We start from the raw sequence: 18,372 nt of genomic DNA, 5'->3' as shown, positions 1-18,372 counted from the left end.
CTAGCATCGCTTCCAGAGCGACAAGCCATAGCCTGGAAACCGAAACGATGGATTGGGTCCCTATAGTCTTTATTACCTTCAAGGCTCTGGTCTTCGGGACCGGCATGTTCTTTGCCATCAAGTGGCACTACGACCAGGGCAAGCTGGGCCGGGTGGCTGAGAGGCGTGCGGTCATGCGCATGGCCGGGCTGGTGATCGTGATCTTCGTGCCGCTGGCCGCGGGCCTTCTGTTTGCCACGTTCTACGTCTGCGAAAAGCTCGGTCTGACGTGACCTTTCCTGCACAGTTAACGGCGGCCTAGTCCTTGAATATCGCTGGCGTCCCCACCCAGATCATGCGCACCTCGTTCTTGCCCGCATTACGCATGCTGTAGGGATGCCGCTGGTCGAAATGCGCGCTGTCGCCTGCCTTGAGCACCAGCTTCTTCCGCCCCACCGTCATTTCCAGCGTCCCGCTCAGGATGTACCAGAAACCCTCCCCTTCCCTATGGATGGTGGGTGCCACGAGGCCGGGCGGGACAATGAGGCGGAGCGCCTCCATCTTGCGTTCGGCATGCCGTCCGCTGAGCCGCTCATAGATCACCGGTGATTCCAGGTCGATCCGCTCGTGCTCGCCAGCCCGGCGAACGATCTGCCCGGGCGTAGGCACCCCGACAAAGTAATCCACGTCGACATCCAGCGCCCGGGCGATGGCCTCGAGCGATAGCAGTGACGGATGGGCGAGGTTCCTCTCGACCTGCGAGAGGAACGGAATGGAAAGCCCCGAGCTGGTGGCCAGGGCTTGCAGGGTCAGGCCAAGCCCGCGGCGTCGGTCACGAATGGCCGAACCGATGCTTAAACCCGCAGCATGCCCCGGCGACCCCTGTACGCCGGCCATGCTCAGGAGCTATGGTCGCTGCTGATCAGCCAGCGGCCGCCTACCTTGTGGAACAGCAGCGTGGTGAGTCCGGAAACCTCGGCGCCGGTATCCGGCTTGAGGTGATAGCGGCCGACCACGAACGCGTACTGCGAGCCAAGGTCTTTGACGTCGATCAGTTCCAGCGTCAGCTTGCCGAAGCTGGCACCCGGCTTCTTGAAGCGCGTCGCATACATGGTCTCGATCGCTTCGTAGCCCACCACGGTGCCGCTCGCGCTGACGTAACGGGTGCTGGGCGAGTGCTCATAGCACTCCATGAAGGTTTTCAGGTCGCCCGCGGACCAGGCGGCGGCACTGGCATCCAGCGTCTGCTTGATGGCCTGGGCGGTCGGAACGGCCGGGGTTTCAGCCGACACGCTGGCGACCATCGCCACTGCGCTCGCGGCGCAGAAAAGAACGGACATGGTTTTCATGGCACCCCATCGGTTGGACCGTTTAGAAGGCTAACTGTGACTGCCACTCGATCCTATCGTAAAAGCTTGACGTCATCAAAACTTTTTGATCTGATCGAAACAAGCCATCGTGCGCCGCAGCAATAGCCGTCTGGATGGCTATTCATTCCGTGCCAGGGGACCTAGGGCACAACCAACTCCCGGGGGAGTTACATGAACCACGATTTGAAGCGCACCCTGCTCTATTCTGCCCTGCTGTCCGTGGCTTTTGCCTCGGCCGCAGCCCATGCGCAGGATGCGAACACGCCCGCTAACGACAAGAAGAAGGCGCAGGCGTCCGATACGCCGCAGACCCTGGAGGGCATCACGGTGACTGCCGCCAAGCGCGAGCAGGATATCCAGAAGGTGCCGATCAGCATGACCGCGCTGACCGGTGAGCAGCTCGAGCGCCAGGGCGTCACCAGCCTGACCGACCTGGCTCGCATCGCGCCCGCTCTCACGGTCGTATCGTCAGGCCCGGGCTCGAATAACCTGATCATTCGCGGCATTTCATCCAGCGCCGGCTCTGCGGCGACCGTCGGCTACTATCTGGATGATGTGCCCATCGCTGCTTCCAGCAACGCCGCGCTGCTTTCGACGCGCGGCGTGATCGACCCATCGGTGTTCGATATCGAGCGCGTTGAGGTGCTCCGCGGCCCGCAGGGCACGATCTACGGCTCCAGCTCCATGGGTGGCACGGTCAAGTACGTGACCAACCAGCCCGATCTCGACTTCGTCGAAGCCCGCATCAAGACCGATGTCTCCGGCACATACCACGGCGGCCCGAACGCCAACGTCAATGGCGTGCTAAACGTACCGCTGCTCAAGGACAAGGTCGCCCTGCGCGTCTCCGCCTATTATCGCGATGACGACGGCTATATCGACCGCTACCGGATCTCGCCGACCAACTACCTCGAGGCGGACCCGGACAGCAAGAAAAAGGACAACGTCAATACGTTCAAAACGTATGGTGCGCGTGCGGCGCTGCTGATCAAGCCGGACGATACGCTCACGATCACGCCGAGCGTCATCTACCAGTACTCGAGGCTGGGTTCGCCGTTCACCTACGACAAGATCCCGGCGACGCTGAGCGATCCGTACCAGGTCCGCGACGTCAACGAAGCGAACGTGCAGAAATCGACGATCTCGAACCTGGCGATTCACAAGCAGTTCGATGCGTTCGAACTGATGTCGTCATCCTCGTACTTCACCCGCGATGTGAACATCCGCGACGATAGCTCCAAGGTCATCAACTACTTCTTCGGGCTTCCGAGCGTCTACCCGACGACCATGTACGGCAGCTACAAGAACAAGGAGTTCACCGAGGAGGTGCGCGCCACCAGCAAGTTCGATGGGCCGGTGCAGGCGATCCTTGGCGGGTTCTACCACGATGTGCGTGCGCCGCTATCGTCTTCCATCCCCTATCCCGACGGCTTCAACCAGGCCTTCAATACTCCGTTCCCGGACTATTCGACGATCTACGCGGGGGCTCGCAATGCGACCCTGCACGAATATGCCGTCTTCGGTGAGTTGTCCTGGAACATCACCGATAAGCTGAAAGCCAGCGCCGGCATCCGTGCGTTCGAGGTCAAGCAAGGCTTCTCGCAGAGCGGTGATGGCTTGCTTAATGGTGGCCCGAGCACCGTGCACAGCAGCTCGAAGGATTACGGCAGCACGCCCAAGTTCACGCTGCAGTACCAGATCAGCCCAGACAACATGGTGTACGCCACGGCGTCCGAGGGCTACCGCCCGGGCGGCCCGAACAATCCGGCACCGGCGGCGCTGTGCGGCTCAGAGGTCGATGGGCTGGGCCTGAGTCAGTCGCAGTTGAACAAGTACAACCCGGATACCCTGTGGAACTACGAGCTGGGCTTCAAGAGCTCCCTGCTTGATCGGCGCCTTCTTGTCGACGCATCCGTGTACCACATCGACTGGAAGCACGTGCAGCAGCAGATCGTGCTGGGCTGTGGCTACAACATCACGGCCAACTTCGGTGATGCCGTGAGCCAAGGCGCGGAGTTGGAGCTGAAGTTCCTGCCCGTTAACTCGGTGACCGTGAGTGCCGGCTTCAGCTACAACGATGCGCACCTGAAGAACGACGTGCCCGGCACCTCGGCGAAAGACGGCGACCGCCTGGTCAACGTGCCGCGCTTCACCAGTTCGCTTGGCGCGGAGTACCGCCACCGGGTTAACGCCGAGTACGACGGCTTCATGCGCGCCGACTTCAGCTACGTGGGCGACTCGAACTTCCTCTACGACCGGGAAAGCCCGTTCTATCGCCGCAAGGGCTTCGCCACAACCAACGTCCGCTTCGGCATGGAAGGCCGCAACGGTTTCGATATCTCGCTTTACGCCACAAATCTGTTCGACAAGCGCGGCGAGACCGACCTGCCGGTGGCCATCTCGGCGGACCTGCCCACGACGCGGCGCGTGGCGCTTAACCAGCCGCGTACGATTGGCGTGACGTTGCAGTATCAGTACTGAGCTCCGGGTAGAGAGCCTTCCGTAGCGGTGTCACTTTGACGCCGCTACGAAGGGCGGGCGCCTTAGCCACCCTTGGCGCGTAAACCCTTGATGTACTCAAGCTCACCCAGCGACTTCGGCTCATCAGGCGTCAGCGCAAGACAGGCCTTGTAGGCAGCCTCTGCCTCGTCAAGGCGCTTGAGCTCAACAAGGTCGTAGCCCTGGCCACGGAGGGCTGTGCAGCGGAAATCCGTCTTCGTGGCTTCGTCCCAGTCGTCCATGGTGTTCACGAACTCGGGGACTTTCTGGAAAAGCGCGAGCGAATCAGCGAAGCGATGCTCCATCTGGTAGACGTACGCCAGCTCATTGACGAATTGCGCATCCTGTGGGGATAACGCGATGGCCTTCGCCAGCTCGGCCTCCGCTTCCGGAAACCGCTTCAACTCGCTATAGCCGTAGCCTCTTGCCCAGTAGGCCTTGGCCCATGCAGGGCCGACGTCAATGGCTTTGGCCGACCCGTTGCCTGCGCCGCCCATGTATTTCACGGCTTCAAAGGTCATATACATCGCGCCCTGCCCGGGGGTCCGCGCCGAGAAAACGGCGTCCTTGCTCTTGCCGTACGCCTTTTCATAGCGGTTGACGACATCGGTCAGCGGGCCGTCGATGGCCTCCTGAACCTTCCCGTCGCGCATCGCCATGACGGCGTCGCGGACTTCCTTCTCGTCGGCCAGCGACTGCGCCGAGTCCGCGTGAACCACGATGGCGTAGTTTTGCCTGGCCTTATCCTTGGCAGGTGCGGCGGGGGTGGTCCCTGTCCCCAGTACGGCGATAACGCAGGCGATAACCGCAGGTCGCCATGGATGCATCATCGCCCTCCCTCCCCCGCATCATTGTTTTTACTCACTTTCCCTGGGGGCAGTGAATATCACGGAGCCAGGCGCGCGGCAATAGAGGCTCGGACTTCAGGCCCTACCGCCCATTGCGATTCCGGCTCATTCCGGCAACCCTACCCCCCCTGGCCCGCCACCGGAGGCGGGCCGACCATAACCGCGCCTGCCAAGGCGGCCAACAAGGGACCACCACATGACCGGACGACTTTCGTGAGCGGCAATCCACTCCCAACCGACAACCGCAAAGAGCTGACCGTTCGCGGCCTCATCCTCGGCGTGATCATCACGGTGGTGTTTACCGCCGCCAATGTGTTCTTTGGCCTCAAGGCTGGCCTGACCTTCGCCACGTCGATTCCCGCGGCGGTGATTTCCATGGCCCTGTTGCGTGGGTTCAAGGATTCCACCATCCAGGAAAACAACATCGTGCAGACCATCGCTTCGGCGGCGGGCACCTTGTCCTCGATCATCTTCGTGCTGCCCGGCATGATCATGATCGGCTGGTGGGCGGATTTCCCGTTCTGGATGTCCTTCGCGGTGTGCGCGCTGGGCGGCGTCCTGGGTGTGATGTATTCCATCCCGCTGCGCCGTGCCCTGGTCACCAATTCCGACCTGCCCTACCCCGAAGGCCTGGCTTGTGCCGAGGTGTTGAAGGTGGGTAGTGGCGAGAATGCCGATGCCAGCAGCGTGGATGAAAGCCGCGCCGGCCTGCTCGCCGTGTTGTGGGGCTCGATCGCATCGGCCGCGTTCGCCGTGGTCGTGGCCACCCAGGTCTTCGCCAGCGACTTCGTGCGCTACTTCCGTGTCAATGACAAGGGCGCGGTAAGCGGCTTCGACTTCAGCCTGTCCTTCGCCCTGTTCGCCATTGGCCACCTGGTCGGCCTGTCGGTGGGCATCGCCATGCTGGTCGGCGCGATCATCGGCTGGGGTTGGGGCGTGCCGCACTTCTCCATGCTCGGCGATCTGTCCCAGCCGATGTCCGATCTGGCCAACGCGACCTGGAGCCACAAGGTGCGCTTCATCGGCGCCGGCGCGATCGGCGTCTCGGCCATCTGGACCCTGGCCAAGCTGGTGAAGCCAGTGATCACCGGCCTGACCTCGGCCATGGCTGCCGCCAAGGTGCGCAAGGCCGGTGCTGCGCACACGCTGCCGCGCACCGAGCGTGACATCCCGATCGGTATCGTTGGCCTGGTCACCCTGGCCTGCTTCGTGCCGATCGCCTGGTTGCTCGGTTACTTCGGCAATACGGCGGGCCTGGGTGCGCACGTTGGCGTGCTGGCCATCGGTGGCGTCGCCTTCGTGGTGCTGATGGGCTTCTTCGTCTCCACTGTGTGCGGCTACATGGCCGGCCTGATTGGCTCGTCCAACAGCCCGCTCTCGGGCGTGGGCATCCTGGTGGTGATCGCTGCCGCGTTGTTGCTGGTGGCTTTCGTCAAGCCGTACGTCGGTCCAGAGGAAGGCAAGGCACTGGTGGCGTTCGCGCTGTTCATCACCGCGGTGGTGTTCACCGTGGCGGCCATCGCCAACAACAACCTGCAGGACCTGAAGACGGGCCAGCTGGTGGACGCGACGCCGTGGCGTCAGCAGGTCGCGCTGGTTGTGGGTGTGGTCGCGGGTGCGGCAGTGATTCCGCCGGTGCTGGACCTGATCAACAAAGCCTACGGTTTCGTCGGCGTGGCGGGTGCGGGTGCGCATGCCTTGCCGGCGCCGCAGGCTGGCCTTATTTCCGCGCTGGCCCAGGGTGTCATCACCGGAAATATCGACTGGAGCCTGATCCAGATCGGCGTGGGCATCGGTATCGTCATCATCGCTATCGACGAGATCCTGGCGCGCACGACCAAGAGTGTGCGCATTCCCCCGCTGGCCGTGGGCCTGGGCATCTACCTGCCCACCGTGAGCACGTTGATGGTGGTCGTGGGTTCGGTGGTGGGCTGGTACTTCGATCGCCGCGCCGATCGCTCGGCACGCCCGGAAAGCACCAAACAGCTGGGCGTGCTGCTGGCGTCGGGCCTGATCGTCGGCGAGAGCATCATCGGTGTGGTCATCGCCGCCATCGTGGCGTTCGCCGACAAACTCGGTTTCAGCAACCTGCAGGCGCCGCTTGCCCTCGTGGGCGAGGATTTCGGCGAGAAAGCGCAGTGGATCGGCGGCATCGTCTTCGCGCTGATCGTGATCTTCATGTACCGCTGGGTGGCCCGCATGGCCAACGGCATCGGCAGGAAGTGAGTCACGAGGTCGCGACCTGCCCCAGGCGGTCGCGACCCGTCGGCGATGCGAAGGCGCTAGCGATTCGGCGCCTTCGCCTTCCCTACCAGCGCATGGAACGCCGCCGCGGTATCCGCGTCCGTGAAATCGCAGTGGCTGTCACCCTTCGGCGGCAGGACGGTTAACCATTTTCCGTTACCCGTTGCGTTTATTTGATCCGGGTACACGCCGTGGAAGCGTGACGGGATGGTCGGGTCGAACGCGTTCCATTGCATCACCACAGGTATGGACACGTGGCCGGTCAACGTGACGTTGCGCTGTGCGTAGTCCATGGCAGCGGGGGTGCCGGCATAGCGGTGGATCCGTCGATTGAGTTCGGCGTCCTCGCCGTAGCCCTTGTAGGCCGTCTTGCGATTGTCGACTGGCATGCCACCGGCGCGCCCTTCCAGCTCTCGCAATGCCATGTAGTAGAGCCCGAAGAGCGGCGGCAGGGACTCGGGCGTTTCCTGGAAGCGCTTTTCGAGCAGGGCCGCCTCTTTCGGGTGCGCCTGCAGCGCCTTGGCGATGTCATCAGGCGAGATCGCTGGCGGCGAGGCTGCGGCCGCCAGATCGGGAATCACGCCCGGAATCAACGCATCGAACGCGGCAAGTGGCTCGACGACGCCGCGTGCCAGGAAGTCCGGCGTCGACACGGTCAGGCCGCAGGTAATCATGGCCCCGGTGTAAGCATGGGGATAGCGCTCGATGGTGGCCGCCACGGCCAGGCCGCCAAGCGAGAAACCATAGACGTAGGTATGCTTCGGGCGCGCGTACGTGGTCTCGAAGTACTGGCGAAGACGCTCGTTATCGGTGATGGCATCGCCGACCGCCCAGCCTTGCGATGCGAACTGGCTCTGCGCCACCGCATACCCTTCCTTCAGGAATACGGAGGTGGAATCCGCTGGCTCCATGGGCGTTTTGACCGGGGCGCCGACGGGCTGGTAACCGTGCATCAGCATGACCAGGTCGCCATTCCACTGCTCGGGAATATCGATGCGGTAGGCCGCACCTTGCAGCGTCCCTGCATGCGTGCCCGGCTGTGCGTCCGTGGCCTTTACCGCCGCTGGCATGTAGCCGGCGCAGGCAGCCCAGGCAAGGCAGGAAACGAGGGCGTAGTGCTGTGCTTTACGCTTCATGGCGTTGTCGCTCCTTTTGACAAAGTCACCAGGTCGGGGAACCGGCGTATGGGGAGGCGCTGGCGAGGGCCAGATGGTTGACTATATACATGATTTTCCGCCGGCGTTCGCCTGGCGATAGCGAGCGGCCCTGGCTGCCGTGATCACGCGCACGGGTGCCTGTCCGCGGCGACCGTACGCGCAGCGCTTCGCCCTGGGGCCCACTAAGCCAATCTATTCCCTTGAGGCCCCGGCGGATTCATGCTGCGATGAGAAGCGCTCGTGCAAAAGCCTTGCGCGGGCAAATCGGTAGACGGGCCCCGCCCAGCGCTTTATCGGCTTCTTGATGTTCCACGCCGCCCATTGCTTCAGGCGTGCACCGCCTTTGCCACTGGCGAGTGCTATCGCCATCGCCGGTGCGGATTCGCGTAGCAGTGCGTACCGGCCCAGTACTGCGCACGTGTCACTATGGCTTGCCCGCGTGGTGGGCTCCGACGTGAACAAGGTGCGGATGCCAGCGGCTTCTGCGGCGCGCAACACGGCCGGCGACATGAAGCCTCCGGGTACCGAGGCGACCTGGATCGGCTCACCAAGGATTTGCTCGAGGGTATCGACACTACGCCGCCATTCGTCATGCAGCGCGTGCGTATCGAGCTGGGAGATGTTCGCGGGGTGCGTATGTGAATGGCTACCGATGAGGTGACCATCCTGGCGAAGTACGCGCAGGTCGTCGGCCGTGACGAAGCCGGCTGTGCCGATGCGGCTCGTGGTGATGAAGAAGCAGCCGCGTATGCCTCGTTCCCGCATGGCCCGGCCAGCGGCAAGCGCACTTGCACCGCCGTCGTCGTAGGTCAGCAGGCAGCCTTCATACTGGCCACCGGCCACGGCGCCCGGTTCGGCGAAACGCGTGCCCGCGGCGTGCAGGCCATCCAGGTGGGCGATGAAGTTCGCCGTATCCAGCTTGTAATGCGCCGCTGCGCTTCCGGGGAAGCCACTATCGTCCCAGCGGCCCGCAACCACTACATCGTGGTACATGAGCGTCGCCAGGCTCATTTGGCCGGCGCCACGGCGGGCTGCTTGTTCAGGGCGGCACGTTTCCAGCGCAGGTAACGGCTCAACCAGGGCTGGCCCCATACACCGCTTGGGCGCCCTGCCACATCCAGCGGCCGGGCCGTTCCCGCCCCGATGTCCCGAATACGCTGGGCCAGGGCGTCCAGGTTCTCCAGGACCATGCGGTATTGCACCCGCACATGGGATTCGTTCGCTTCGTCGAAGGCATAGGTGAAATAGCCATAGACCGGCCCGGTGTCGACGCCGGCATCAATGCGCAGGAGCGTAAGCCCCACGTTATCGAGGTCGCGTTCGGCCAGGGCCCAGAAGCAGCCGTGGGCGTTCCGGTACTCCGGGCAGATCCCGGGGTGCATGACCAGGCAGCCCCGCGTGGGCATGCGGTAGATCCGCTTCGAAAGGAGCTGCTTGCTCCGGGCAATCATCACGTCGGGCTTGCAGCTGGCCAGGAAGGCGGCCACTTCCGGCGCGTTGCCACTGGCCACGCGCAGTTCCGGCACCCGGGCCACCTCGCCAAAGCGGGCTCGAAGCCCCGCCAGGCTGGCGTCCATCCAGGCATGGTCGGCAGCGGCAACCCGAAAGCGGTAGTAGAACCGCATGGCCAGCACATCCAGGAAACGCAGGGGCCCCACCCGCTGTAACTCACGGCGCACCCGTGCGCGCTTCTGCGCCCCGGTCTCTTCGATCAGGACAAGGCCCACCAGATCGGAAAACGACGCCAGCCAGGCCGCAAGGCCCTCGCGGTCGAACGCATCGTCGGCGTGGCACATCAATACGGTGCGCATGCATCGCACTCAATGGGGAGGCGCCCTATTCTGGCGCCGCCCTACCCGGGGCGCGATTGGTCGAAGGTTCTATGCCGTCGCGGCAAGAAAACGCACGAGGTCCACCCCGACGGAAAGATGCGCCTGCCCGAGGTGTGCATGTGACGTCACGCTCAGCCTGGGACTGCGTCTCTGCTATTCATGCTTGGACGGGGTCGCTCTTTGAATTCCCGGCACAGCTTCTCCACCAACGCCCGATGATCCGGCAAATCATCCAGTGCCCGCTCCGCCGCCTGCTGGATCATCGCAAATTCGCGCCGCGCCTCCTCCACGTGCGGATAAGCGCTACGCATCGGCTCCATGTCCGTCTTGAACTCCATCCCATACAGCACGTACTGCCAGCTGGAGGTCATGAACATCTCAAAGTCGGTGACGAAATCCAGCCGGTGTGGCGGGCGTCGCTTCCACTTCGCCAACTTGTCCTGCAGCGTTAGCGGTATGCTGGCCGGATCGCAGTTATCGATCCAGAACTGAGAGTCACGGCGCTGGCTAAGGCAGTAGTGCATCTTGATGAAGTCGATGATGCGGTCGTAGCGCGCCACCATCATCTCGTTGAAGTGCCTTGCGGCGCCTTCGAAGTCGTCGGTGTCGCCCGGCAGAAGGTGCGTTAGCAGGTACGTCGCCAGTTCAATGAGCGCGATGCCGGTCGATTCCAGCGGCTCGACGAAGCCGCCGGCCAGGCCAACAGCGACGCAGTTCTTGCGCCAGTGCTCTGGGCGGTAGCCCGTTTCGAACGTGATGTGCAGGGCTTTCGCGTCGCGCCCAGCCTTGCCGAGGTACTGACGGAATACCTCCTCGGCACGGTCCTGGGTGGTATGCCGCGATGAATACACATAGCCGGTACCACGCCGTTTCTGCAGCCCGATATCCCAGATCCAGCCGGCCTCCTGGGCGGTGGAGATGGTGTACGACGGGATGAACGCATCTGGCGTCTCGTACGGCACCTGCATGGCCACCGCGCGATCGGAGAACAGCACGTCGGCCCGGCTGCGGAACGGCGACTGCATGACGTTGCCGATCAGCATGCCGCGCAGCCCGGTGCAATCGATATACAGATCGGCGGTGAGGTCGCCCTCTTCCTTCGTGACCACGCGCGCGATGGCGCCGTGCTCGTCGAGCTCTGTGCGCTCCACTGTCGCGACATGCCTGACCACGCCGAGTGTTTCCTGGCCGTGCTCGGCGAGCACGCGGGCGAAGCAGGCGGCGTCGAAGTGGAAGGCGTGGTTCAGCGGGCCCTGGTAATCCGGGTCTTTGGCTCGTCGGGGCGCACGAGAGTGCTCGACCAGCGTGGTCTGCATCGACACGGCCTGGGCAAGCGGCATGCCCTTCGGTGCGGCACCCAGCAGCCAGTACGGTAGCAGCTCCGGGCCACCCGGCCGCTGGCTGGGCGCGTTGAACGGATGGAAGAAATGAGGTGCCCCGGGCGTGCCCGGCGGCCGCACCCAGTGCCGGTAGTGAATGCCTTGTTTGTACGTCGCCGTGGCGCCGACCAGGAACCGGCGCTCATCCAGCCCGATGGCCGCCAGCGTGCCGCGGATGGTAGGAAACGTGGCCTCCCCTACCCCGAGCAGGCCAATATCCGGCGATTCCACCAGGTGCACCTGCACGCTGAGTGGATCGATCGCATTGACGGCTTTGGCCAGGTAACACGCCGCTAGCCAGCCGGCCGTGCCACCACCCACGACCAGGATCTTCTTCAGACGCGCCATGGCGTGACCTCACCGTTACCACTATGAAAAGAACTGCCGGGCCGCCCCACGCGCACCCGGCAAAAAGCGCCATTCACGGGGAGAGATGGCGACGCTCTGCCAGCGTGGCCGATAGAACGGCAAAGCTCAGGCGGCCAGTGCCTCATGGGGGCCGCCCCTCATTCGATCAGAGCCACACGCCGATTTGCACACCATAAGTGCGCGGCGCGAGGTACTGCGACACGTACTGCAATGAGCCGTCGGACATCAGGAAGCGGCCCGCGCTGGTGCGGATCTTCCCGTTGGAGACGTTCTGCACATAGCCGTTGACCCACCACTTGTCGCCCGGCTCGCTGTAGCGCAGCGCCACGTCACCCCGCGTGTACGCCTTCTGGCGGTCACCCGAGCCCAGGTTGAAGTAGCTCAACCACTGCGAGCTCTGGTACTGCGCACTGAGGCGTGGCGTGAGCCGGCCACCGTTGCCGAGCTGGAAATCGTGCTCGTAGATAGCGGTGAGCGAGAAGTTCGGCGCATGCGGCAGGTCGTTGCCAGTGACGTCCGCGCAGTTGGCCAGGTTCGATTCCGGCGGACATGCGGGCAGGCCCTGGTAATCGTTGGAACCGGCGTACTGCAGCTTGCCCAGCTCCTTCTTCGGGATGGCCGAGAAGATCAGGTTGAAGCGATCGCCCTTCTGCTGGTACGCCAGCTCGGACTCGATACCGAACACCTTGGTGCTGCCGCCCACGTTGGAGAAGCCCAGGCCGTGGTTACCATCCGGGTAGACGATGGGCGCGGAAAGCTGGAAGTTCTTGAAGTTCTCGTAGTAGATGGCCGAGTTCCAGGTCATGTGGCCATCGAGGAACACGAACTTGCTGCCGACTTCGTAGTTGGTCAGCGATTCGGGCTTGTACAGCGTGCCCGCATCCTGCGTGCCGCCAGACTTGTAGCCGGTGGACACGCTGGCGTAGACGAGGCCGTTCTCGCTCACGTCCGTATCCAGGCGCACGAGCCAGGTGGGCTTGCTCTTGGTGTACTTGGCCGTATTCTGCTGCGAGATGCTGAAGCCGTTCGACGGATTCGGGTAGACGTCCGGCGAGATCGGAACCTGTGGCACGGTGGGATCGTAGGCCCAGCCCCAGTTGATGCCGCCCTTGTTTTCCTTGTCATCGTGCGACCAGCGCGCACCGCCCGTCAGGCGCCAATGGTCGCTCAGGTGCCAGGTTGCCTGGCCGAACAGCGCGTACGACTCCACGGTTTCCTTCGGCTGTATGAAGGAGCCCTGCCAGCTCACCGTGCCGTAGCGCGTGCCGTTCATGATGGGGATATCGAAGCGGATATCGTTGTCTTCGTAGCCGTAGTACGCACCGAGGATCCAGTCCACGGTCTGCGGCCCGGTGGACTTCAGATTGATTTCCTGGCTCCAGTTCGTGTAGTTCGAACTGTTGGTGCGGTCGTCCTGGTACACGCCATTGGTGGTGAAGCTGGTGGGCACGCTGACGCCGACATCCTGGTCGAAATCGCTCTGGCCGGAGTAATGGTTGTAGCCCGCGATGTAGCTGAGCTGCATGCCATCGTTGATGTTCCAGTCCATGCGGCTGCGCACCGTGCTGGAGGTGCGGTGCAGGTACGGCGCCGTGTCGATCAGCGCGGACCAGAACTTCTGGCCATCACGCGGCTGCTGCATCAGGCTCATGCTGGGCGTGCCGCGATCGATGAAGTACTCGTAGGAGAGGTTCCACTTGAACGCATCGCTGGGCTGCCACAGCGCGCTGACGCGTGCGGCGGACTGGTCCTGCGAGTTGTACTTGTCGCCGCCCTGCACGTACTGGCCCGGGTCGATCGGCTTGAAGTTGGTCAGCGTGCCGCCGGAGGCCGGCGACGCGAGATAGGCCGCCTGCTGGTCGGCGAGGCTGGGCAGCTGGCCCGACGGCTTCTGGTAATCCACGTAGCCATCGTGCTGCTCGTGCACCACGGCGACGCGCATGGCGAACGTATCGCTGATCGGCAGGTTGAACGCGGCGCGCGAGCCGAACTGGTGGTAGTTGCCCGCACCAATCTGCGCGTTGCCATAGAAGCCCCCGCCGATCTCCGGCTTGGCGGTCTGGAAGCTGATGGCGCCGGCGGTGGAATTGCGGCCCCACAGCGTGCCCTGCGGGCCACGCAGCACTTCCACGCCATCCATATCCAGCAGCAGGCCTGATGCGGCCTCGGCGCGCGGTGCGTAGATGCCGTCGACGAAGGTCGCGACTTCGGGGTCGGCGTACTCGGTCTTGGCGCTGTCGTTACCGATGCCGCGCAAGGTGAGCGTCACCACGCCATGGTCGCCCTGCGAGGTGCCTTGCAGGCCCGGTACCAGCTTGGTCAGGTCCTGCACCGTCATGACGCGCTCGCGGTCGAGCGTGTCCACGGCGATGGCGGTCACGGCCACCGGGGTTTTCTGCAGTGGCGTATCGCGCTTGGTCGCGGACACCGAAATGGCATCCAGGTTCTGTACCTTCTTGTCCGCGGCCTCTGGATTCTTCGACGGCGGGTTCTGCACCGTTGCATCCTGGTCTGCTGCAAGCAGCGTGCCCGGCGCAAACGCGAGTGACATGGCGACATACATCAACTTGTGACGCAGCTTCATCTGGCTCTCCCTCGATCGTTCGGATCTGTGTGCCCGTCGTGTGCGACGGCCAAGACAAGATTTCCCCACTCCCCTGAGCGCCCTCACTCCCAAATGACAGCGCTGTCATTGCTGGATAATAGAACTCCTGCGCAATGAATGCTTGCCGCATGGCAGCAAGCCATCAAGGCACTAAAAAACCCCTGTTGCGCGGCCTCGTGCTAAGTGACGAGGCGTTTGACGGTTGAATATTGGTGCAAAGCAAATAGACGTCTGGGCGCCCGGAACACACGATGCAGTCCTTACCTGCCCTCGTGCCGGGCGCCCCCATCGTCATGGCGTGCCGCCATGCCCTGGGCAGGTCAAGGTGCGGTCCGCGACGGTACCCAGCGATACATCGGTGATGGCTACCTGCCCGACGGAACGGCTGGACCACTCGAAGGGCCGGTCCACCTTGCTCATGTTCGCGCCGGCAGCGCGGAAGCACTTCAGCGGAATGCCCACGCGCAACCACTGCCCCTTGGGCAACGCGGAAAGCTGTGGCCCGACAGGTACCCAGCCATCGCAACCGGTGCCACAGCCGATACCGATGCTCGACGTATCCGCGGGCGACACCGTATCCACCTTCAGCGTGGTGACCAGCAGGACATCGCCGTTGGTTTCGCGGTCGACATCGAGCGGTGCGGGCGCGACAAGCGCGACGCTGGCAGCGCCCTCGCCCTCGCCCTTGCCGTTCCAGCTCAGGCTGCGTGCATCTTCCTGAGCCTTGTAGTCGAGTGCACTGACACGCAGCGAGCCATCCGCCGTCGCGGCAGGTGCCGCGGCCATCGTCGCGCCTGCGCCATTCGCACCGGTCAGGCGTACGACGAAATCCTGGGCCGGTTTGCCCCGGGTGAAGTAGACGCCGGCCTGGGCAGAACTCAACACCAGGCCCGGGTCCTCGGGTAACGGGGCGGTTACACCGCCCGCCGCATAGGTCAGGCCGAAGCCATAGGGGAACTGCGGATGGTCACCCTTCGCGATGGCGGCCGGCACCTGTAGCGCGTTGCGCGGCCACGCGTAGGCCAGCTTGCCGTGGAAATCGTGAGCCACCTTGCCGTCACGGCCGCGCAGCAGGACGTCCGCGATGCCCTCCCCTTCGCTGCCCGGCAACCACGCCACCACGAAGGCATCGGCGGCGTTGATCTCGCGGTTCATCCACAGCGGCCGCCCGGTGAGGAATACGGCCACCACGGGTATGCCCTGCGCGCGCAGTTTGCGCAGCAGCTCGAGATCGTGATCGTTGCCGGGACGGTAAGCCAGGTTCGGCAGATCGCCCTGGAACTCGGCATAGGGGTCCTCGCCGAACACCACGATGGCGGCATCGGGTTTCTGTTTGTAATCGCCTTCCACCGCGAGTTCGGCGCGGCCACCGGCGGCTTCGATCTGCTTGCGCAGGCCTGCCCAGATCGAGGTGGCGCCCGGGAAATTGGCGTTGGTCAGGCCGGTGCCTTGCCAGGTAAGGGTCCAGCCACCGTTCTGTTTGGAGATGTTGTCGGCGCCATCGCCGGCCACCAGGATGTGCTTGCGCGGATCGATCGGCAGCACGCCCTTGGCGTTCTTCAGTAGCACCAACGATTCGCGCACGGCGCGGCGGGCTACTTCGCGGTGCGCGGGACTGCCAACGACCTCGGCGGACTTCGTTGCCAGCGCGTTCGCCGAGGGCAACCCCGCCTCGAACATGCCCAGGCGCAGCTTGACCCGCAGGATGCGGGTCACCGCATCATCGACGCGGCTCATCGGGATCACGCCCGCTTTCACCTGGGCCAGCGTGTTCGTGTACAGGCCCTTCCAGGAGTCCGGCGCCTCGAGCATGTCCAGGCCGGCGTTGTACGCCGCGGCGCAGCTTTCGTTGGTGCAGCCGGGCACTTGGCCATGCGCGTTCCAGTCGCCCAGCACGATGCCATCGAAGCCCATGCGCTCTTTCAGCACACCGGTGATGAGCCCCGTGTTGCCGGCCATCTTGACGCCATTCCAGCTGGAGAACGAGACCATGACCACCTGCACACCGGCCTTGATCGCCGGCGGGTAACCGGCGCCATGGATGTCGCGCAGCGTCGCCTCGCTGATCCGGGCGTCGCCCTGGTCTTTACCGTCATGCGTACCGCCATCGCCAAGGAAGTGTTTGGCGGTCGCAATGACATGCCCGGCATCGAGGAACTGCGGCGTGCCAGGCTTGCCTTCCAGGCCGCCGATCACAGCGGCCGCGTATTGCGCGACCAGCGCTGGGTCCTGTGAATAGCCCTCGTAGGAGCGACCCCAGCGCCCATCCTGCGGCACCGTAAGCGTCGGCGCGAAGGTCCAGCTGATGCCGCTGGCCCGCAGTTCCTGCGCGGTAACTTCGCCGATCTCGTGCAGCAACTGCGGATCGCGGGTGGCGCCCAGGCCGACGTTTTGCGGAAATAGCGTGCTGCCAACCAGGTTGTTGTGGCCGTGCACGGCATCGATGCCAAACAGCACCGGGATGGCTTGCCCGCCGCGCGAGGTATCCATGGATGCGCGGTAGAACGCATCGGAAAGCGCCTGCCATTGCGTGGCGACCGGGAACGGCTGCCCGGGTGGCTTGGAGTTGCCGCCCGCGAGCACGGAGCCGAGGCGGTATTCGCGTACGTCATCGGGCGTCACGTATTTGATGTCGGCCTGGATCATCTGGCCTACCTTCTCCTCCACCGACATCTTCGCCAGCAAGGCGTGAACCCGGGATTCGATCGCGGGATCGGGCGGTAGCGGCGAACTGCCCTTGGGCCACTGCTCGGGATGCACGGTGGCTGCATCGCCGGCAACGGCCGGAACGGTCAGGAGAAGTGCGCCGGTCATTGACAGCGCCAGGGAAATGCTTCGCGAAAACAGGCTCAACGGCTGCAGCAATGGCACGACCAGGCTCCCTGCGCGCGCACCGGCGGTACGCTTCCGTGGCGGATACTGGCAGGAATGACAGCGCTGTCAATTTGCTATGCAGCATCGCCGTCCGCCCGATACGGGCGGCGGGATCACCTCAGGAAGCAGCAGCCGTGGAGCCGCGGATCTGCAGGGAGAACGGGATCTGCACCAGCTTGCCGGTGCCCTGGCCACGTAATTCGCTCAGCAACTGCTCGGCGGCGATCTTGCCCATCTCGCGGCTGGGTTGCTGGACGGTGGTGAGCGCGGGCCACAACTGCCGGGATAGCGGCGTGTCGTCGAAACCACAGACCGAGACGTCGTGGGGCACCTTCAGGCCGTACTCGCCGGCCGCCCACATCACACCGGTGGCCATGTCGTCATTGGCGGCGAACACCGCGGTCGGCCGCTTGGGTAAGGAAAACAGCTGCCGCGCGGCCTCTACGCCGGAGGCGAAGGTGAAAGCCCCTTGCACGACGAGGGTCGGATCCTCCTCCAGTCCTGCCGCGGCCATCGCCTCGCGATAGCCAGCAAGCCGCCAGCGACTGGCGCCATGATTGGCAATGCCGATCACGTGGGCGATGCGCGTGTGGCCCAGTTCCAGCAGATGCTCGACGATCGCGCGGGCCGCCCGTTGCTCGTCCATCATGACGCCCAGGGTTTTCCCGCGCCGCACCGGCGATACGCTGGCATACGGCACGTTGCACTCGCGCAGGCGCTTCAGCAGCGGCGCGTAATCCGTGATGGGCGGCGTCAGCACGACACCATCGGGGTGGTGGTCGGAGATCAGGGCATCGAGCCGGCGAATGAAATCGTTATCGCGCATGCGCAGCGGCCGCACCATCATGCTGTAGCGGTGCGCGTCGCAGGCCTCCAGCACGCCGTCCTGGATCTCGGCCAGGTAGGTCGAGGCCGGGTTGTCGTTGTTGTCGTACAGCATCGCGACGACGAACGAGCGGTTGCCCGCCAGGCTGCGCGCCGAGGGGTGCGGGCGGTAGTCCATGGCTTCCATGGCGGCGCGCACGCGCTGGCGGGTGGCATCGGTGACGTTGGCCTCGTCATTGAGCACACGCGACACTGTCTTGGGTGATACACCCGCTTCGCGCGCCACATCTTCGAGACGTACCCGCATGGATTCTCCGCTGTCATTGCACCGCTGAATGACTATGCCGCCACAGCCCGTGGCTTTACAAGCGCGACAAACCACGACGATGCT

Annotated in this window: 13 protein-coding genes; 3 read left to right on the top strand and 10 right to left on the bottom strand. The window is 64.1% G+C overall.

Annotated elements, in window-relative coordinates:
* Nucleotides 1-47: 47 nt before the first annotated feature.
* Entirely contained in the window at nt 48-272 is a 225-nt protein-coding gene (locus ABIE56_RS11615; RefSeq protein ID WP_429243973.1) for a hypothetical protein, read from the top strand.
* Nucleotides 273-297: 25 nt separating this feature from the next.
* On the opposite strand, the gene ABIE56_RS11610 is transcribed toward ABIE56_RS11615, so the two are convergent.
* Entirely contained in the window at nt 298-876 is a 579-nt protein-coding gene (locus ABIE56_RS11610; RefSeq protein ID WP_429243972.1) for a helix-turn-helix domain-containing protein, read from the bottom strand.
* A 2-nt stretch (nt 877-878) separates the two neighbouring features.
* A complete protein-coding gene (locus ABIE56_RS11605; RefSeq protein WP_429243971.1) occupies nt 879-1,328 on the bottom strand; it encodes a YybH family protein in 450 nt (149 codons plus the stop codon).
* 192 nt (nt 1,329-1,520) lie between these two features.
* Here ABIE56_RS11605 and ABIE56_RS11600 point away from each other — a divergent pair, with 192 nt between their 5' ends.
* On the top strand, nt 1,521-3,830 hold the full coding sequence (locus ABIE56_RS11600) for a TonB-dependent receptor (RefSeq protein ID WP_429243970.1): 2,310 nt from the start codon (nt 1,521-1,523) through the stop codon (nt 3,828-3,830).
* Between the two features lie 62 nt (nt 3,831-3,892).
* Here the strand turns inward: ABIE56_RS11600 and ABIE56_RS11595 are convergent, their stop codons facing one another.
* Entirely contained in the window at nt 3,893-4,678 is a 786-nt protein-coding gene (locus ABIE56_RS11595) for a hypothetical protein (RefSeq protein ID WP_429243969.1), read from the bottom strand.
* 231 nt (nt 4,679-4,909) lie between these two features.
* Here ABIE56_RS11595 and ABIE56_RS11590 point away from each other — a divergent pair, with 231 nt between their 5' ends.
* On the top strand, nt 4,910-6,922 hold the full coding sequence (locus ABIE56_RS11590; protein ID WP_429243968.1) for an OPT family oligopeptide transporter: 2,013 nt from the start codon (nt 4,910-4,912) through the stop codon (nt 6,920-6,922).
* A 56-nt stretch (nt 6,923-6,978) separates the two neighbouring features.
* Here the strand turns inward: ABIE56_RS11590 and ABIE56_RS11585 are convergent, their stop codons facing one another.
* From ABIE56_RS11585 to ABIE56_RS11555, 7 genes are all read right to left on the bottom strand, one after another.
* The gene (locus ABIE56_RS11585; protein WP_429243967.1) at nt 6,979-8,076 is read right to left on the bottom strand and encodes a hypothetical protein; all 1,098 of its coding nucleotides are present in this window, start codon (nt 8,074-8,076) and stop codon (nt 6,979-6,981) included.
* Between the two features lie 213 nt (nt 8,077-8,289).
* Complete coding sequence (locus tag ABIE56_RS11580) at nt 8,290-9,108, bottom strand: polysaccharide deacetylase family protein (RefSeq protein WP_429243966.1); 819 nt, start codon at nt 9,106-9,108, stop codon at nt 8,290-8,292.
* Nucleotides 9,105-9,908 (bottom strand): formyltransferase family protein, encoded by an 804-nt coding sequence (locus tag ABIE56_RS11575; RefSeq protein ID WP_429243965.1) that lies wholly within the window; start codon nt 9,906-9,908, stop codon nt 9,105-9,107. Before ABIE56_RS11575 ends, ABIE56_RS11580 begins: the two co-directional genes overlap by 4 nt.
* Nucleotides 9,909-10,060: 152 nt before the next feature.
* Entirely contained in the window at nt 10,061-11,656 is a 1,596-nt protein-coding gene (locus ABIE56_RS11570; RefSeq protein ID WP_429243964.1) for a tryptophan halogenase family protein, read from the bottom strand.
* A gap of 166 nt (nt 11,657-11,822) precedes the next feature.
* Nucleotides 11,823-14,261 carry a TonB-dependent receptor gene (locus ABIE56_RS11565; RefSeq protein WP_429243963.1) on the bottom strand — a complete coding sequence of 813 codons (2,439 nt, stop codon included), beginning with the start codon at nt 14,259-14,261 and terminating at the stop codon, nt 11,823-11,825.
* 312 nt (nt 14,262-14,573) lie between these two features.
* A complete protein-coding gene (locus ABIE56_RS11560; protein ID WP_429244067.1) occupies nt 14,574-17,096 on the bottom strand; it encodes a glycoside hydrolase family 3 N-terminal domain-containing protein in 2,523 nt (840 codons plus the stop codon).
* 178 nt (nt 17,097-17,274) lie between these two features.
* Complete coding sequence (locus tag ABIE56_RS11555) at nt 17,275-18,288, bottom strand: LacI family DNA-binding transcriptional regulator (protein ID WP_429243962.1); 1,014 nt, start codon at nt 18,286-18,288, stop codon at nt 17,275-17,277.
* Nucleotides 18,289-18,372 lie beyond the last annotated feature (84 nt).

Origin of the sequence: Luteibacter sp. 621, assembly GCF_050435445.1 — a bacterium.
Taxonomy (GTDB): Bacteria; Pseudomonadota; Gammaproteobacteria; order Xanthomonadales; family Rhodanobacteraceae; genus Luteibacter.
Note: the sequence above shows the minus strand (reverse complement) of the source record. Positions and strands in the feature narration are given on the sequence as shown.

Excerpts from the sequence above, each read along its gene's own strand:
- ABIE56_RS11575 (WP_429243965.1), bottom strand. The coding sequence starts at position 9,908 with ATGCGCACCGTATTGATGTGCCACGCCGACGATGCGTTCGACCGCGAG.
- ABIE56_RS11605 (WP_429243971.1), bottom strand. The coding sequence starts at position 1,328 with ATGAAAACCATGTCCGTTCTTTTCTGCGCCGCGAGCGCAGTGGCGATG.
- ABIE56_RS11555 (WP_429243962.1), bottom strand. The coding sequence starts at position 18,288 with ATGCGGGTACGTCTCGAAGATGTGGCGCGCGAAGCGGGTGTATCACCC.
- ABIE56_RS11595 (WP_429243969.1), bottom strand. The coding sequence starts at position 4,678 with ATGATGCATCCATGGCGACCTGCGGTTATCGCCTGCGTTATCGCCGTA.
- ABIE56_RS11615 (WP_429243973.1), top strand. The coding sequence starts at position 48 with ATGGATTGGGTCCCTATAGTCTTTATTACCTTCAAGGCTCTGGTCTTC.
- ABIE56_RS11565 (WP_429243963.1), bottom strand. The coding sequence starts at position 14,261 with ATGAAGCTGCGTCACAAGTTGATGTATGTCGCCATGTCACTCGCGTTT.
- ABIE56_RS11585 (WP_429243967.1), bottom strand. The coding sequence starts at position 8,076 with ATGAAGCGTAAAGCACAGCACTACGCCCTCGTTTCCTGCCTTGCCTGG.
- ABIE56_RS11610 (WP_429243972.1), bottom strand. The coding sequence starts at position 876 with ATGGCCGGCGTACAGGGGTCGCCGGGGCATGCTGCGGGTTTAAGCATC.
- ABIE56_RS11560 (WP_429244067.1), bottom strand. The coding sequence starts at position 17,096 with ATGACCGGCGCACTTCTCCTGACCGTTCCGGCCGTTGCCGGCGATGCA.
- ABIE56_RS11600 (WP_429243970.1), top strand. The coding sequence starts at position 1,521 with ATGAACCACGATTTGAAGCGCACCCTGCTCTATTCTGCCCTGCTGTCC.
- ABIE56_RS11580 (WP_429243966.1), bottom strand. The coding sequence starts at position 9,108 with ATGAGCCTGGCGACGCTCATGTACCACGATGTAGTGGTTGCGGGCCGC.
- ABIE56_RS11570 (WP_429243964.1), bottom strand. The coding sequence starts at position 11,656 with ATGGCGCGTCTGAAGAAGATCCTGGTCGTGGGTGGTGGCACGGCCGGC.